This is a genomic window from Thermococcus sp., assembly GCF_027052235.1.
Taxonomy (GTDB): domain Archaea; phylum Methanobacteriota_B; class Thermococci; order Thermococcales; family Thermococcaceae; genus Thermococcus.
Genome location: NZ_JALUFF010000020.1, coordinates 1 through 16435, shown reverse-complemented (window position 1 = coordinate 16435; position 16435 = coordinate 1). Strand labels below are relative to the sequence as shown.

Sequence of the window (16435 nt, the reverse complement as noted above, 5' to 3'; positions counted from 1 at the left end):
GCAGGGGGGAAGATTTTCTTCAAGAGGGGTTACTACAGGCCCGTTCTGGATAGTCAGCACAGAATCCGCGATGGAATCTACGTGGCTGGAAGCGCGGTGAGCATAAAGCCCCACTACGCGAACTACATCGAGGGAAAACTTGTGGGCGCTTACATCCTCAGGGAATTTGGCCTTGAGGCAGAACCCTGCATCTACGAGGGTAAACTGAAGGACTACGAACCGGTGGCAAGGCCGATTCCAAAGCTCCCGTTAGACAGCTTCAACGCCGAGGACGTCCAGATATGCGGATGTGGGGTGACGCTGAAGAAAGTGGACGACGTTGTGAAGAGCGGCATAACCGACCTGCAGATCATAAAGAGGCTCACGCACCTTGCGATGGGCTTCTGCCAGGGACGCTTCTGCCTCTTCAACGGGGCTTTGCTCGTTTCCCAGAGGAGCGGAACGCCGATGGACAGGCTTGATATTCCAGTTGCGAGGCCGCCGATAAAGAACGTCAAGATGAAGGTCGTTGCCGGGAGGGAGTGAAGATGCCGACGAAAACTCTCCCAGAAAAGAGTGAGATAACGGTCATCGGCGGCGGTATAGTCGGCGTCACGATAGCGCATGAGTTAGCTAAGCGCGGGGAAGAGGTAACCGTCATCGAGAAGCGCTTCATCGGCTCTGGTTCAACCTTCCGCTGCGGAACGGGGATAAGGCAGCAGTTCAACGATGAAGCTAACGTTCAGGTGATGAAAAGGTCGGTCGAGCTCTGGAAGAAGTACAGCGAGGAGTACGGCTTCCCCTTCGAGCAGACCGGCTACCTGTTCCTGCTCTACGACGATGAGGAAGTTGAAACCTTCAAGAGGAACATAGCCATCCAAAACCGCTTTGGCGTCCCAACGAGGCTCATAACGCCGGAGGAGGCCAAGGATATAGTTCCGCTTTTGGACATAAGCGAGGTTATCGCCGCTTCCTGGAACCCAACCGATGGGAAGGCAAGTCCCTTCCACTCAACGGCCAAGTTCGCGCTCCACGCTGAAGAGTTCGGGGCGAAGCTGGTGGAGTACACGGAAGTCAAAGACTTCATCATTGAGAACGGCGAGATTAAGGGTCTGAAAACGAGCAGGGGAAAGATAAAGACCGGCATCGTCATCAACGCCACCAACGCGTGGGCCAAGCTCATCAACGCGATGGCCGGGATAAGGACGAAGATACCGATAGAGCCCTACAAACATCAGGCCGTCATCACTCAACCCATAAAGAAGGGTTCGGTTAAGCCCATGGTGATTTCATTCCGCTACGGCCACGCATACCTCACCCAGACGGCCCACGGCGGGATAATAGGTGGAGTGGGTTACGAAGAGGGCCCGACCTACGATTTGAACCCAACCTACGAGTTCATGCGCGAGGTAAGCTACTACTTCACCAAGATAATTCCCGCTTTAAGGGAACTCCTGATCCTGAGGACGTGGGCAGGCTACTACGCCAAAACACCGGACAGCAACCCCGCCATAGGCAAAATCGAGGAGCTGAGCGACTACTACATAGCGGCTGGTTTCAGCGGTCATGGCTTCATGATGGCTCCAGCGGTGGCAGAGATGGTGGCCGACCTAGTCACGAAGGGCAAGACCGACCTTCCTGCCTGGTGGTACGACCCGTACCGCTTCGAGCGGGGTGAACTGCGCGGTAAGGCGCTGCAGATGGGATGAGGTTTTTCTTTTTTGGTTTTCCAAGGCTTCTCTCCATCGCCTCTGGATGGTGTAAAGTCGAACTTTTCTGCTTTATAAAGAGGTGTAAAGTGTCATTTTACACCCATCCTCTAAGAGCTTCCTCCCCAAGATCACTCGGACCTCGCGGTAAAGGACGTGCCGGGGTTTCTGTACGGGCTTTAGTAGAAGAGCCAAAGGACGATCCATGAGATAAGCTGGCTCGAGCTGAAGAAGGCCATACTTGGAGGTTACTACCTTGAGTTCCGCGCGAGGGGCAAGAAGTTCACTCTCTACACAGATGCCGCCCAGCACATCTACAATATCTTAAAGCAGTACGGCAGTGCTTGATTTTTCAATCCTCCTCTCATCATTTCGACGGAAATTTTATAAGAAGCCCACCCTTCTTTCCGCTGATGACAAAGCGTGAGAAGGCCATCATACAGGGAAGGCGGGAGAGGACTTTAAAGTTCAAAAAGCTCCAGGTTAAGCGGAGGAACGTCTTAATCCTGGCCATAGCGATGTTCATCGCCAACGTAGCCTTCGGCATGGCCTTCCCGTATCTAAGCGTCTACATGAGAATCCTCGGCGCGAGCATGTTCATGGTCGGCCTCCTCAGCGTAGCCTTCAACCTTACCTCCACCATCTTCCAGTACCCCTTCGGCTGGCTCTCCGATTCAACCGGCAACAGAAAGGCCTTCATAGCTCTCGGCACAGCTTCTCTGGGCCTGTTCTACGCCTTCATGGCCTTCGCCGTCTCTCCAGCCCAGGTTCTTCTCCTCAGAACTCTCCAGGGAGTTTTTGGCTCGGCCATGATGCCGGCGCATTCGGCCCTTATTTCAGAGCTCTCAACCAAAGCAGGCTCGATATTCGGCCTCTTCAACTCGGTGGAAAATGCAGGCTTCATGGCCGGCAACTTCCTCGGCTCGGCCGTCGTCGAATACCTTGGCATGAAGAGCGTTTTCATCATCGCCGGCATTTTGCTCCTCCTCTCCTCGGCTCTGGTTCTTTTGATAAAAGAGAGGCCAAGCGGAAGGCGCTCCCTCCTCGGGATGATTCTCGTGAGGGAGGGTAGAGAAAGCTGGCGCGCAACGGTCAGGGGTTCAGCTTTTAAAAAGCTCATGTGCGGTCACCTTGGCCTCTTCTACCTCACCGTCTTCCTCGTCATGACGGCGAGCGGGCAGTTCTACAGCGTCTCCTCGGTTTACTTCAAGGAGGTCTTTGGCGAGTGGAGCGTTGGCGTTATCTTCGGAATTGAAAGCCTTGCAGCGGCTCTAACCGGCTACTTCATCGGAAGGCTGATAGACCGATATGGAGCGAAGAGGTTCTACCTGCTGGCCATAGCCGGTTACGGCTTGGCCTTCCTCCTCTATGCCTTCGCTAAAAACGTCTGGCTGGTCTTCGGTGTCGCCTTCCTCTCGGGGGTGAAGTGGGTGATGACTATAAACTCGACATCGGCATATGTCGCCGAGAGGGTGAGTGTCAAGGAGAGGGCCCAGGGGATGGGTCTGCTGAACACCATGATGAGCCTCGGCTGGGTTGTCGGGCCGTTGATAGGGGGTTATCTCGCTGGAATAAGCTTCACCCTGGACTTCGTGAGCACTCTGATTCCCCTAAGCTTGGCCTTCATCCTGGCCCTCAGATTACAAGAGTGATGCACTCCGGCGGAACTCTCTCCACTATCCTCACGTTCTTTCCAGCTTTGAAAACCTTCAGCCCCTTTCTCCTAAGGCAGTTAGCATCTATGATGAGCAGAATCACGTCCCTCCCGTGCCTTCTGCCGGTTTCAAGGGCCTCGCTCCTGCTCGTGCTCAGGTGGACAAACTGCCTTCCCATCGCCCTCAGGCCCTCTCTCATGATGGAAGGAAGGTTCCTCCTCGTGGTTCCATGGTAGAGAAACCTGCTCTCAGTGTCCTCCTCGTGCTTCAATCTCACAGGAAAGCTGTGGCCGTAGCGGGCGCGGATTTTTCCACCCCTTATCTCGTAGCGTCCCTTCGGGTCATTCTCGACGATCTCCCTCACGAGTTCCCCGGTTACATCGGGATAGACGGTCTTGAGGGCCTTTACAAGCTCAGCTAGGGGGACGAAGCCTTCCTCATCAGGTTTAAGGCCGAACTCCTCCGGGGAGTGGCGCAGAATGTAGGCCATGAGCTTGCTTACCCTCTTGCGTTCCATCAAAAAGAGGTCTGTGGGGAAAATAAAAAGCTCACGCGTGGAACGCCGACGGTGCCTCGACCTTTTTCTTGACGTTTACGTCGGTGATTATGAACTCGTCGTAGACGAAGCCCTTCTCGTAGACATCAAACCTCTGCCCGAGCCTCTCGCCCCATATGTGGGTGCTGACCCTGTAGCCGGCCCTTCCGCCTATCAGGGAAGTCCCCCTGAACCTGAGCTCAAGAACCCCGCCGGTCAGGTTGGTCGTCATGTTCGATGCCCTTCCAAGAAGCCCCTCGAAGATGGCCTTAAGGTCTTCGTAGGTGAGGTTGTAGTAGAGGAACTGGGTGCCGTTCCTGAACTCAACACGGTAGGGCTCTTTGGAGAGGTACTTCATCGTGAAGTTGACTATATTGTACTTCCACGTCATGTTGAGCACAATGGAAGGGGGTAAGCCAATGCTCTCGTTGGTCAGCTTGAACCAGTTACCCCCAACGGAGACGTAAACGTCGTTCCCTACGATAACTTCCCTAGTTAATGTAGATGCTCCACCGGGGAAAACGACAGTGGTTATGTTAATCTCAGCCTTTCTCTCGGTGAAGTCAAGGTAGCCCTTCCTATTGTAGATGAGGGTAACCTTCTGGCTCTGGGTGAGGTTTCCCTGTACAAGGGTCATGTTGAGCTTTAAGCTTGTGTTGTCGATGAACGTGAACTGCTTTATTTCCTTCAGTCCCTCCAGCAGTTCCTCCCTTGATGGCTGTTTGGGCTTGAGGGTGAGCTCAGGAGAAGTCGAGGTACTGGACCTTTCGCCGATGCATCCGGCAACAACACTCATAAAGAGCAGGAGAAGGATGATTAGCGCGAGCCTTTTCATCTCCCTGCCCCCAGATTTGTTGAGGGACACTTCAATCTTATTAACCTTTTCCGTGAGCAAAGAGAAGAAAAGGATCAGATGTCGAAGTACTTCATAAACTCCCAGGGGGTAACGTAGAGCGAATACTGGTTCCACTCGTCGGTTTTCAGCTCCATAAAGGCGTCGTAGATGTGGCTTCCCAGGATTCTCTGTATGACCTCGTCGCTGGCGAGCGCCTCCAAGGCCTCCTTGAGGCTCGTGGGCAGTTCTCCAATTCCAAACTCCCTTTTCTCCCTCTCGGTGAGCTTGTAGATGTCCTTCATCACAGGGTCGCCGGGGTCTATCTTCCTCCTTATGCCGTCCAGTCCCGCGGCAAGCTGGGCCGTTATGCCGAGGTAGGGGTTCTGGCTCGGGTCAGCACCCCTGTACTCGACCCTTATCGCTGAAGGCTTCTTGAAGTAGGCGGGAACCCTCACGAGGGCAGACCTGTTCCTCGGGCTCCAGGCTATGTATATCGGAGCCTCGAAACCGGGGACGAGCCTCTTGTAGGAGTTAACCGTGGGGGCGTTCAGAGCTGTCAAAGCAGGGGCGTGCTCAAGGAGTCCACCGATGTAGTACCTCGCCAGCTGGCTCAGGCCGAACTCGTCGTCCGGGTCAGAGAACAGGTTCTTCCCCTTAAACGGCTCGCCCTCCCAGAGGCTCTGGTGGACGTGCATCCCGCTGGCGTTGTCTAAGTAGAGGGGCTTCGGCATGAAGGTCGCCAGAAGGCCGTGCATCCTCGCGACGTTCTTTGCCACAAACTTGTAGATGTAGAAGGCATCGCCAACGCCAACCAAACCGAAGGGCTTGAAGTCGAGCTCAACCTGACCGGCGGTGGCAACCTCGTGGTGGTGGTACTCAACTATTACCCCCATCTTTTCGAGGTAATAGACTAGCTCGTTCCTGTATTCGAGCGTCCTGTCCTCGGGAGGCGCTCTGAAATAGCCCTCCTTGGGCCTTATGATGGGCAACTCCTCAAGTTCCCTGCTGTTCGGAATGACCCTCGGGGCGCCCCAGGAATCACCCTCGCCACCGTTCGGGGTTACGAATAAATCCCATGTGAGGTTCCTGATGTCGATGCCGTCAAAGACGAAGAACTCTATCTCCGGCCCGAAGATGGCGGATTTACCTTCCTTTCCGAGTTCCCTCTCAAGCATCTTCGCCACGAAGCCCCTTGGGTCGCAGTCGGCCAGCTCCTTGCCCCCAGCCTCGTAGATGTCCCCGAACATTATCGCGCTCGCGTGTATTCCGTCCATCCACGGGATTACCCTCAGCGTCGATGGATCGGGCTTCCAGACCATATCGCTCTGCTCGATGCTCTTGAACCCCCTGACGGAAGAGCCGTCGAAGCCTATGCCGTCCTCGAAGGCGCTACCCTCTATGAACTCCCTGGCCGGTATCGAGAAGGTCAGCAGGTAGCCCCTGACGTCGGTAAACGCACAGAGAACCTGCCTGATACCCTTCTCGGCCAGAACCTTTTTTGCCCTTTCAACCATCCCTGTGTTCATTTTTATCACCAAATTTAGAGTGTTTGTTCATTAAAAACACGATAATTTTGAGCAAATTTACAAGATATAAACTTTTTGTCTGAAAGATTATCATTTTGACAAAGATCAAATGGTTTGAGGGCAGAACTCATAACAGGAGGACGCAGTTTCAAACAAAAACGACAAGGAGGGAGATGTACCTAGTGTCGCGGTGTCGTACGGTTATTCTGCTGTTCTCAATATTCCACGCAATCATTTCAGCTTTCTCATCGCCATCTCCCCCGCAACCGTTATCGGGTCAATCGTCGGGCTTATTGGCGGAGCGTAGGCCGTCTCAAGGTAGGCCACGTCTTCAGCGGTTGCGCCCTTCTGAGCCAGAGCAGAGAGAGTCATTATCCTGCCCCAGACCCGCTCACCGCCGACTATCTGTGCCCCGATGAGCTTCTTATCCGATTTTCTGAAGATAAGCTTCACCGTTATCGGCTTGCCACCGGGGTAGTACTCGGGCTTGGTTGAACCTTTGAACTTGCCGACGGTTATCTCGATGCCCTCCTTCTTCGCCCTTTCCTCGGTGATTCCGAAGGCACCTATCTCAAGGTCGAAAAGTTCGGTTATCGCTGTGTTGAAGACGGGCCTGAAGGAAACATCTTTACCAGCTATGTGTTCCGCTGCAACCTTCGCCATCCTCACCGCGCTCGTTCCGAGCTGGCTGAGGGTTCTCTTGCCGGTAACTGCATCAACCACCTCGGCGCAGTCGCCTATAGCGTATATGTCCGGGTCGCTCGTCTGGAGGTGCCCGTTGACGACTATTCCCCTGTTGACCTCAAGGCCGGCCTTTTTGGCCAGCTCAACGTTCGCCCTTACGCCGGTGGCGACGAGAACGAGGTCTGCCGGAACTTCCTCCTCGCCGATCTTAACGGCCTCGACCGGGCTTCCGACTATTTCACTCACACCGATGCCGAACCTGAAGGAAACGCCGTGCTTTTCCATCTCTGCCTGAACGAGCTTGGCAGTATCTTTGTCGAGCATCGTGGGCATCAGGCGATCCATCAGTTCTACAACTAAAACCTCCATACCGAGCTTTGCGAAGGCTTCGGCCCCTTCAAGGCCTATTAAGCCGGCGCCGATGACCACCGCTTTCTTCGGCTTCCTCTCGGTGATGTAGGATTTGATTCTCCTCACGTCGTCGAGGCTCTTGAGGGTGAAAACTCCTTCGTTCTCAACGCCCTTTATCGGCGGGATAAACGCTTTGGAGCCAACCGCTAAGACGAGCTTGTCGTAGGGGACTTCGCCCTTATCTGTAATGACGACCTTTCTCTCGCGGTCTATGGCTTTGGCCTCGGTGGAGAGCATTAGCTTGATTTTCTGCCTTTCGTAGAACTCGTTCGGGAAGACGATGACATCTTCGGGCTTCTCTATGGTTCCGCTTATCACGTGCGGCAGGGCGCACGGAGAATACTGCATCGTGGGTTCCTTCCCGATGACCGTGATTTCAGCCTTCCTGTCGGCCTTCCTGAGAAAGAGGGCGAAGTTGCTTCCTGCCGTGCCAGAACCGGTTACGACGACCTTCATGGACACCACCGGGGGAAGAAGGGAGGTGAGGTATAAAAGGGTTAGCTCAGCGGTAGGCTCTCTCACGCGGCTCGACCTTGAGAATGACAATCACCTCATCGTCCCAGCGGACGGTGTACAGAACCCGATAGTTACCAAGCCTAACTCGGTATGCCCGCTCCGAGCCGCGTATCTTTTTAATGTCGAAGCTTTCCACGGGCACCGGGTTGATTTTCAACGTCTCCACAAGCTCGGCAAAGCGCTTTAAGTTGGCAGGAGGGAGGTTTCTTATTCCTTTTTCAGCCCGCTTGCTGACCACAAGCCTGAAGGTCATAGTCCCAGCTCCTTCTTGAGCTCCTCCCAGTCCTTTCCGTTTTCAAGTGCCTCCTTCTCAAGGGCTTCAATCTCCTCTGGGCTTTCCCCCGCTTCCTCTTCGACGAGCTTTGCCTTGAGCTTCAGGAGTTCTTTCTCCATCTCGTCGAGGCGCTTTTTCATCTCTCGTATGTCATAGAGGAGGACGTTTATCGGATCAGCCTCCATCACTCTCACCGTTTGGATATTGGAACGAAGGTTAATTACCTTTCCGCTCACCGCATCCACTTCCTCGCTATGACAGCTACAATGAGCGCCATGAAGACCGCTCCGGTCAGGGCTTCGAGGGCGCTCAGGGCTTTGAGCCAGCCGATCGGGTGCATGTCGCCGTAACCGAGGGTGGTGAAGGTGACGAGGGAGTAGTACAAATGATTTAGTATGTCAGTTACAGGTTTACCGCTGGCATCTATTATTTTGCCAAGGGAAAGCCAAGAAGAGAAAATATAGTAAAGAAGTGCAGACCACAGAATCACATCAATACTGGCGAGTAAAGTTTTCTTCCAGTTTGTGCCATATTCACTAACACCATCTGCGAGTATCCTCTCAGTTTGCACTCCGATCCATGTTCCAAGATAATACATGATGGCTTTTAGTTTACCTCCAATACCATTAGCATTCTCAAGGTTCTCTTTTGCATGCAACATCCTAAGCTTCCTCTTGGCGCGCATTTCGAGAACGAACATCCTGTCGGCTTCCTCTCGTTTACCTTCTTTTTCGAAGCTTAGGCGCTGAATACGGAGGGCTTCTATCATAGCTTGAGGATTTGAAAACCGTGAGCTGAAGAACTTCCATAGCGTAGAGATATTGGTTTCGTTCTTTAAGCTCCCTAAAAAGTCCGCCCCCTGCCTAAAGTCACAGTTGGCAAAGCTCAATTCGTCGTGGAACTTAGGCGCAGGTTCGTCTAATGTTAGATCCTCATTAACAAAGACTGCTATCCTCTCAAAGACGGAACCTTTGAACGTTGTCTTACCTTTGAATTCTGCCGCTTGAAATTCAATGGCCTTTTTGAACTCAACTTCTTGGAACCAAGCCTCGTCATTGAATGTCACGTTCTTAAAGCTCGCTCCCTTTTCGAATACAGCGAAGTTGAAGATAGCGGTTCTAAACTCTGCAAAGTCAAAGAATGCAGTCTCATAAAAATGGCAGTGACTGAAATTTGCATCAGAAAATTTACAGAACCAGAAATCTACCTTCTCTTTAAACTTTGCGTTTGAGAAGTTAGCTTGACACTTAAAGATTACAGGCTTTCCCTCAGCAGTCTTTCCAAAGGCAGCAATGCTCTCGAACTTAGCATCGAAGAACGAGACACCTTCACCTTCAAAAGTAGCTCCATCAAATTCGACACGTCCAGAAAATGTCGTCAGCTGGAATCCAATGTTTATTAGGGTTGCATTGTTAAAATATGTCCTACCCCCAAAATGCGTTTTTCTAAAAACTTGATATTCTTTATCCCTGCTAATCATTGCGTGAGCAAAGTTAGCATCTTTCTCAAAATTTGCCCATTCAAAAGAAATTTTACCAAAAATAGCATGTTCAAAGTTCACGTCTTCTTTAAAAACAGCTCCCCGAAAGTTAACGCAGTCATCCCTATCACAGAATTTCCTATCAACTCCATCTATAGAAACCTTAAAAACCTTAACGGGCTCATGTGGAATATCCGGGAAAATAAAGCCGCTAGCGTCAAGAGGTTTATCAAAAACGAGAACCTTCTGGAGTCTTCCGTCAACTTCACGTTCTTCTAACCTTGGCGCGAATTTTCTGAAAAAAGCTTCCCAGAACTGTCTCTCTTCCTCTGGTGTCTTAGACTTCTTGTAAAAAATCGACTCATCTATATGCCCCTTTTTTGGCATGGATGCACTTTGCGTTCCAGAACTATAAAAACTTTTGTCAAAAGCGAACAAAAGAAGGGAACCCTCAAGGCTCCACTACAGTCCCGTTGTGCTTCCCCCTCACGACGTCGAAGAGGTGGTATGCATCTTTTTTGCCCACGATGTAGGTCTTTATCCGTCCGCGCTGGATGAACTTTGCGGCTAAGGCATCAACGACGCTACTTCCACCGGCCTTGCTCTCCGCTTCCATCGCTATCTCGACCAGCTGTTCGGGCGTTATCCTGTCGAGCTTCTTCGCGTTCGGGTTCTTTCTTGGATCGCTGTCGTAGACACCGTCAACGTTCGTAACGACCACGAGAAGGTCTGCCTGCAGGTACTCCGCGAGGAGCGCAGCGACAGCGTCAGTCGTGTGGCCCGGGTGGGTTCCGCCCATTATCGGTATCTTCTTGAGCTGTATCACCTCCCAAGCCTTACGGAAGTCCTGAATGACGAAGGGATACGCCTTCTCACCGAGGGCAGCTATGAGTAGCATCGCGTTTGCCCTCGTGATGTGGATTCCTATGTAGTCCTTGAATGTCTCGTTGGGCGTGAAGGTCTTTGCGGCCCTGATGTACTTTCTTGAAACCTTTCCGCCTCCGACTACCACAGCTACCTCGTGGTCTTCGCTTATTTTGATGAGCTCGTAGGAGAGAGCCCTTATGAAGTCGATATCCGGGTCTTCAGGAACGAGAACCGAGCCACCTATGTCAAAGACTATCCTCATGACGACCCTCACGGTGGTAAGCCGGTGCATTTATAACATTTTTCTTGTCATTGGGATGGCAAAAGAAGGGGGAGGAGCTCAGCCTATCTGGAAAGCACTGGAGCGGAGCTCACCGCGCTCGAAGCGGTACGGGTCGTACCACTCCCAGTCAATGGGAGCTTTGGAGCGACCTCTGGCAATCAGCTCGGCCATCGCCTGCCCAACTGCCGGAGCCATCATGAAGCCGTGGCCGGAAAAGCCTGCCGAGATGTAGAAGTTGTCGAGGAGCTTTCCTATAGCGGGATTCCTATCGGGGGTTTTGGCGTAGAAGCCAGCCCACTGCCTTATCACGTGGGCGTACCTCAGTGGAGGAGCTATCATAACCGCGTATCTCAAAACTCCGCGCAGGAAGTCGTAGGTCGGCTCAACGTCTTTTAGGCTCTTTGCCTCGTGCTCTATCCCGGCGCCGCAGATTATCCCGCCGTCCTCGCCGTCTTGGATTATGTAAGAGTTGTTCCAGCTCGGCGGACAGACCAGCGGTTCCGCCTGACCCCTCTCCAGGGGTTCCGTCTTGACGAGCTGGTGCTTGTAGGCTCTTATCGGCACGAGGTCGCGCTTCAAACCGGCCATCTCGTTGATTACAGGCGCCCAGGCGTTGGTCGCGTTCAGAACGGCGTCAACCTTAACCCTCTCCACCTTCCCTCTGCTCCTGAACTTCACAGCGGTTATCTCTTTGCCCTCGCGCTCGAAACCAACCACCTCGGTGTGCTCCCTCGCGTCAACGCCCATCTCCTTGGCCCGGAAGAGGTAGGCGAAGAGCGTCTTGAACGGGTTCGCCTTCCCGTCCCTGGGGTTCCATGCTCCAGCTAAGAATGGCTCGGTGTTGAGGATCGGGACTATCTCTTTCGCTTCATCCATGTCGATAAGCCTCGTGGGAACCCCCAAGCGGTTCTGGAGCCTTATGTTTGACTTAAAGGCCTCGACCTCCTCCTCACTCGTCGCAAGGAAGAGGTAGCCGGTCTGCCTGAAGTTTATGTCGAAGCCGAGCTCCTCCTCAAGCCTCTCCCAGCGTTCGATCGAGTACTTCATGAGCCTTATGTTCGACTCGTCCGTGAACTGGGCGCGGATTCCGGTTGCGCATCGAAAGGTCGAGCCCGAGCCGAAGTAGTTCTTCTCGAAGAGCACAACATCCTCCCCGAGCTTCGCCAGCTCGTAGGCGGTGGCAACGCCGATTATTCCGCCCCCGATTATCGCGACCTTACCCATCCTCACCACCCACGAGAGCCTCGACCCGGACGGGCCTTATCGGGACCCTCGCCTTTGGAAGTCCTATTTCCCCGGGCCTTTTGCCGGTTTTCCTCGCGAGAATAGATATTACGATTGGAATGCACGTCCTCCCCTGGCAGGGCCCCATACCGACGCGGAGGAGCCTCTTGATCTCCTCGATGTCGGTAACGCCAGAATCTATGAGTTCTTCAATCTCCTCGGCGGTGACGTCGTTACAGCGACAGACAATTACCTTTCCGTCACTCATTCTCTCACCACCACATCCCTTTCTGACGAAAGCGCTGGCGGAAAAGTTTTCACTCTACAACCCGCTCCGGTGGGTGTGAGAGCGTAACTCAATGCTTTTCTTTGAGTGTTCGCACGTGGAATGCGCCCTTCGGGCGCGGTTAGACCGCGAACCTCTCTGAAATCTTCGCTTCCCAATGGCTCTCCTGTCCAAACACGCTGGATTTTCATTCTCTCACCACCTTAACCGCCCTGACGTCCCAGGCGAGCTCGATAGGAACCTCAACGGTGATTATCGGCGTGTTCCCCCTAGTTTTCTCCCTCGGAACGACGGTGAGAACCTTTCCCTTCCCCACGGGCTCTCCAACACGGTTGAGGAGAAGGACTTCCTCCCCTTTCTTCGGCAGTGGGAGGAGCTCGTGGGGCATCGTTATCCTCGCCCTATCGCCAACGTACTGAATCATGAAGAAGGCCAGCCCGGGGCAGACCTGGACGCAGAGGGAACAGCCTATGCACCTATCATAGTCGACTATGGGTACGTCGTTGGGCGTTGGCATTCTTATCGCGTTGGTCGGGCATACTTCCCTGCAGGGGGCGCAGGGAATCTCCTGGGGACACTCTGGAACGGCCACGGGTCTCTGGCGGAGCCTCTCCTCGCTCGGCTTCGGGATTATTGAGAAGAGCTCCCCGGGAGTTATGTAGCCCCTCCGAAGGTAAGCCGGAACCTCAGGCATTCCCACCGACCTCCGAAAGGAGCTTCCTTATCCCCTCGGCAACGCGCCTTCCGAAGGGCCCGGAGCGGAACTCCTCAAGGTCGCGCTGGGCCCTCTCTATCTCCTTCACCCAGCTCTCATCGGCTATGCCAAGCCTTAGGGCAGCTGCTGTCCCAGCTATCTTACCTTCGAGCATAGCGGTCGTTGCCTCCTCTATCCCTGCAGAATCGCCGGCAACGAAGATTCCCCTGACCGTTGTTTCCATCCACTCATCGCGGACAGCTACGTGGCCCCCGAGCTCCCTGATGAACTTTATCTGGCAACCCGCCTGCTGGAGGAGCTCTATGCTCGGCCTCAGGCCGACTGCGAGGGCTATTACATCCACATCGAAGACCTTCTCCGTTCCCGGAATCGGCCTCCAGTTATCGTCGAGCTGTGCCACAACACCCCTCTCAACCCTCTCCTTCCCCTCCGCGCGCAGAATGGTGTGCCTCGTGAGGATTGGAACTCCGAGGCGCCTCACCTTGGCAGCATGCACGAAGTAACCCCCAATTTTGGGCATCGCCTCTACTATGGCCTTCACCTCAACCCCAGCCTGTATGAGCTGATAGGCTAAGATAAGCCCCACGTTCCCGGCGCCGACTATCAGAACCCTCTCCCCGGGCTTTACCCCGTAGGTGTTCATCAGCGTCTGAATCGCCCCAGCCCCGTAGATTCCGGGTAAATCGTTGTTCTCGAAGGGTATCATCTTCTCCATCGCTCCGGTTGCGACAATAACGGCCCTCCCGCGGAACTCTATGGATTCCCTGTTCTTCCTCACGCCGAGGACGAGCTTCTCGTTTCCATCGTGGAAGATTCCCACCGCTGAAGTTTCGAGGAATACCTGTATGTTCCCTCTCTTTTTGACCTCTTTCTCCAGGATTTTCGCTATCTCAACCCCCCTTACACCCGCAAACTGCTCCCTCTTTCCAAAGAACTTGTGGGTCTGCTTGACGAGCTGGCCTCCAAGCATGGGGTTCTCGTCGATGAGAACAACGCTCGCTCCCGCATCGGAGGCGTTTATTGCCGCCATTAAGCCGGCCGGCCCGCCACCGACGACCACTACGTCCGCCTTCACCACCCTGGCGTCTCTAAACTCGGGTGGCTTGGCTTTGGTTGGGAGCCTCGCCTTTCCTCTCTGGCGCTCGATTCTCATGCCATCCTCCACGAGGGTTATGCAGGTTCTAACGTTTGGAATCCCGTTGACGACCATCAGACAGGAGGAGCATTTGCCTATGGCGCAGAAGAGCCCTCTGGGGCGCTTTTTATTGAGGGAGTAGTTGAGAACCCTTATGCCCGAGGCGTGGAGGGCCATTGCTATGGTTTCACCCTCGTAGGCCTTTATCGGCTTTCCCTCGAAGTAAATGGTCAGCTCCCTGCCACGCTTGAAGTGGAGAATAGGGTGCTCCTTGAGGCGCATTGAGCGTCACCTGTGAACTGATTATGGACAGAACTTATGAAAATTTTTCAATCCAAAGGTGGACAACCTTTGGTTTCGGGCCTACCAAACCTTTATATATCCCGCCCGGATAACTAATCCCGGCGGCGGGCTAGGCCGGGGGGTTCGGCGTCCCCTGTAACCGGAAACCGTCGATATGCCGGGGCCGAAGCCCGGGGGGCGGTTCCTGAAACCGCGCCCGGAAGCCGGGGCATAACGATGAGCCCTCGTCCCGGGGGGCCGGCGGTGGGCGAGGTTCGGCTGGAGGGCCGAACTAACGCCCTTTGCCCGCCGAACCCCGCCAGGCCCGGAAGGGAGCAGCGGTAGGCGGGACGTTCGGCGCTCCCGGGGTAGCGGGGGTGAGCGAGCCCCGGTGGAAGGGCGCGGCGGAGGGTTCCCACCCCCGGGCGCGCCCGCCGCCACTAAACTTTTATCGCTTCTATCCAAGTTTTAACGGTGGTTCCAATGCACCCAAAGATAGGTTCCCTTCTCTCGCCGTTTCCACGGGTGGAGCTTATTCCATGGGAGACGCCGGTTCAGTACCTCCCGGAGGTTAGTGAAGCCGTTGGGGCTGACGTCTACGTCAAGAGGGATGATCTGACGGGTTTTGGGATAGGAGGCAACAAAATAAGGAAGCTTGAGTTCCTTCTCGGCGATGCCTTATCGAAAGGCTGCGACACTGTAATAACGATGGGGGCCGTCCACTCGAACCACGCCTTCGTAACGGCATTAGCGGCGAAAAAATTCGGACTGGAGCCGGTTCTCATCCTCCGCGGAAGGGAGGAGCCTAAGGGCAACTACCTCTTAGACAGGCTGATGGGGATCGAAACGAGGGTTTTTGACGTCGAAAAAACTGCTGAGCTGGCCCCGATAGCGGAAGAAGTTGCGGAGGAGCTGAGAGCTAAAGGAAAAAGGCCCTACCTGATACCGATAGGCGGAGCCTCCCCAATCGGAACCCTCGGTTACGTGAGGGCCGCTGGCGAGATAGCGTCCCAGTCAACGGAACTCGGCTTGGAGTTCGATACAATCGTTGACGCCGTTGGAAGCGGCGGGACCCTCGCCGGGCTGACCCTTGGCTTGAGTCTCATAGGTTCCAGAGCCAAACCCGTGGGAATCGGGGTCGGAATATTCGAAGGAGACGTGGGAGCAAAAGTTCTCAAGCTGGCTGAAGATGCCGGAAAACTCCTTGGGGTCAGCGCAAAGCTCGAAAGGCCGAGGATATACGACTACAGCTTCGGTGCCTATGGGAAGATAGTCAAGGAAGTCGCGGAGCTCATAAGATGGGTCGGAACGAGAGAGGGCCTTCTCCTCGATCCAGTCTACACAGGTAAGGCCTTCTACGGCCTGATGGAACTGGCAAAAACCGGAGAACTCGGCGAGAGAATCCTCTTCGTCCACACGGGCGGCCTTCCGGGGCTCTTCCACTACGGCGAGGAGATGCTCAGGCTCATGCAAAAGCCTTAAGTTCCCCTACATTTTTGCCTCTGAGGTGTCCACATGGCGAGCCTTGAGGTAGAGCTTTTCGGGATAAGGTTCGAGAACCCGCTCATCCTCGCATCCGGAATAAACGACAAGACCCCGGAGCAGTGGATTCGAGCGCATGAAGAAGGCGCCGGGGGAGTCGTAACAAAATCCATCGGAATCGAGCCGAGAAAGGGCTACGACAACCCAACGATAGTGGAGCTCCCCTACGGCCTGATAAACGCGATGGGACTGCCGAACCCGGGCTGGAAGGGTTTCCTTGAGATGATCGAGGGCTACACCTTCGACTTTCCGCTCATCGTTTCCATCTTCGGAGGAACACCTGAGGAGTTCGCCTTTCTCGCTGAAAAGCTGAGCGACGTTGCCGATGCTTTCGAGCTGAACCTCAGCTGTCCCCATGCCAAGGGCTACGGCATGGAGATCGGCCAGAAGCCAGAGAACGTGTATGAAGTTGTCAAAACCGTCAAAGACGCCACCAATAAGCCGGTCATAGCGAAGCTGACCCCCAACACCGACGAGGTAACGAAGCTCGGCTTGGC

Annotated in this window: 16 protein-coding genes, 1 other RNA gene and 1 pseudogene; 6 read left to right on the top strand and 12 right to left on the bottom strand. The window is 54.3% G+C overall.

Annotation, left to right across the window (positions count from 1 at the left end):
* The 3 genes and pseudogenes from MVC73_RS02185 to MVC73_RS02175 form a co-directional block, all read left to right on the top strand.
* A pseudogene (locus tag MVC73_RS02185) lies at positions 1-525 on the top strand (D-nopaline dehydrogenase); the annotation flags it as partial.
* Positions 526-527: 2 nt separating this feature from the next.
* Complete coding sequence (locus MVC73_RS02180; RefSeq protein WP_297506454.1) at positions 528-1688, top strand: FAD-binding oxidoreductase; 1161 nt, start codon at positions 528-530, stop codon at positions 1686-1688.
* A gap of 413 nt (positions 1689-2101) precedes the next feature.
* Positions 2102-3340, top strand: coding sequence for an MFS transporter (locus MVC73_RS02175; RefSeq protein WP_297506453.1), 1239 nt, complete (start codon positions 2102-2104; stop codon positions 3338-3340).
* Here MVC73_RS02175 and MVC73_RS02170 read toward each other — a convergent pair.
* The 12 genes from MVC73_RS02170 to MVC73_RS02115 all read right to left on the bottom strand — a co-directional run bounded on the left by MVC73_RS02170 (position 3324) and on the right by MVC73_RS02115 (position 14396).
* Positions 3324-3860 (bottom strand): RNA 2'-phosphotransferase, encoded by a 537-nt coding sequence (locus MVC73_RS02170; protein WP_297506451.1) that lies wholly within the window; start codon positions 3858-3860, stop codon positions 3324-3326. The genes MVC73_RS02175 and MVC73_RS02170 overlap by 17 nt on opposite strands.
* Before the next feature lie 31 nt (positions 3861-3891).
* The gene (locus MVC73_RS02165) at positions 3892-4743 is read right to left on the bottom strand and encodes a hypothetical protein (RefSeq protein ID WP_297506449.1); all 852 of its coding nucleotides are present in this window, start codon (positions 4741-4743) and stop codon (positions 3892-3894) included.
* Between the two features lie 44 nt (positions 4744-4787).
* Entirely contained in the window at positions 4788-6239 is a 1452-nt protein-coding gene (gene glnA, locus MVC73_RS02160) for a type I glutamate--ammonia ligase (RefSeq protein WP_297506462.1), read from the bottom strand.
* Between the two features lie 231 nt (positions 6240-6470).
* Entirely contained in the window at positions 6471-7790 is a 1320-nt protein-coding gene (locus MVC73_RS02155; protein WP_297506460.1) for an FAD-dependent oxidoreductase, read from the bottom strand.
* Positions 7791-7836: 46 nt separating this feature from the next.
* On the bottom strand, positions 7837-8103 hold the full coding sequence (locus tag MVC73_RS02150) for a type II toxin-antitoxin system RelE/ParE family toxin (RefSeq protein WP_297506448.1): 267 nt from the start codon (positions 8101-8103) through the stop codon (positions 7837-7839).
* Positions 8100-8309: a hypothetical protein gene (locus tag MVC73_RS02145; protein WP_297489895.1), complete on the bottom strand. Its 210-nt coding sequence runs from the start codon at positions 8307-8309 to the stop codon at positions 8100-8102. The genes MVC73_RS02150 and MVC73_RS02145 overlap by 4 nt, the downstream gene beginning before the upstream one ends.
* Before the next feature lie 47 nt (positions 8310-8356).
* Positions 8357-9991, bottom strand: a complete 1635-nt coding sequence (locus MVC73_RS02140; RefSeq protein ID WP_297506446.1) for a pentapeptide repeat-containing protein — start codon at positions 9989-9991, stop codon at positions 8357-8359.
* A gap of 64 nt (positions 9992-10055) precedes the next feature.
* Entirely contained in the window at positions 10056-10733 is a 678-nt protein-coding gene (gene pyrH, locus MVC73_RS02135) for a UMP kinase (RefSeq protein ID WP_297506458.1), read from the bottom strand.
* A gap of 78 nt (positions 10734-10811) precedes the next feature.
* Complete coding sequence (locus tag MVC73_RS02130) at positions 10812-11978, bottom strand: FAD-binding oxidoreductase (RefSeq protein ID WP_297506456.1); 1167 nt, start codon at positions 11976-11978, stop codon at positions 10812-10814.
* Positions 11971-12246: a (2Fe-2S)-binding protein gene (locus tag MVC73_RS02125; RefSeq protein WP_297506444.1), complete on the bottom strand. Its 276-nt coding sequence runs from the start codon at positions 12244-12246 to the stop codon at positions 11971-11973. The genes MVC73_RS02130 and MVC73_RS02125 overlap by 8 nt, the downstream gene beginning before the upstream one ends.
* Before the next feature lie 205 nt (positions 12247-12451).
* Positions 12452-12958, bottom strand: a complete 507-nt coding sequence (locus tag MVC73_RS02120) for a 4Fe-4S binding protein (protein WP_297506442.1) — start codon at positions 12956-12958, stop codon at positions 12452-12454.
* Positions 12951-14396 (bottom strand): FAD-dependent oxidoreductase, encoded by a 1446-nt coding sequence (locus tag MVC73_RS02115; protein WP_297506440.1) that lies wholly within the window; start codon positions 14394-14396, stop codon positions 12951-12953. The genes MVC73_RS02120 and MVC73_RS02115 overlap by 8 nt, the downstream gene beginning before the upstream one ends.
* A 123-nt stretch (positions 14397-14519) precedes the next feature.
* Here MVC73_RS02115 and ffs point away from each other — a divergent pair.
* The 3 genes from ffs to MVC73_RS02100 all read left to right on the top strand — a co-directional run.
* Positions 14520-14833: signal recognition particle sRNA (gene ffs / locus MVC73_RS02110), an RNA gene on the top strand.
* 46 nt (positions 14834-14879) lie between these two features.
* The gene (locus tag MVC73_RS02105) at positions 14880-15878 is read left to right on the top strand and encodes a pyridoxal-phosphate dependent enzyme (RefSeq protein ID WP_297506455.1); all 999 of its coding nucleotides are present in this window, start codon (positions 14880-14882) and stop codon (positions 15876-15878) included.
* A 33-nt stretch (positions 15879-15911) separates the two neighbouring features.
* On the top strand, positions 15912-16435 hold a 524-nt coding region (locus MVC73_RS02100; RefSeq protein WP_297506438.1), incomplete at its 3' end, for a tRNA-dihydrouridine synthase.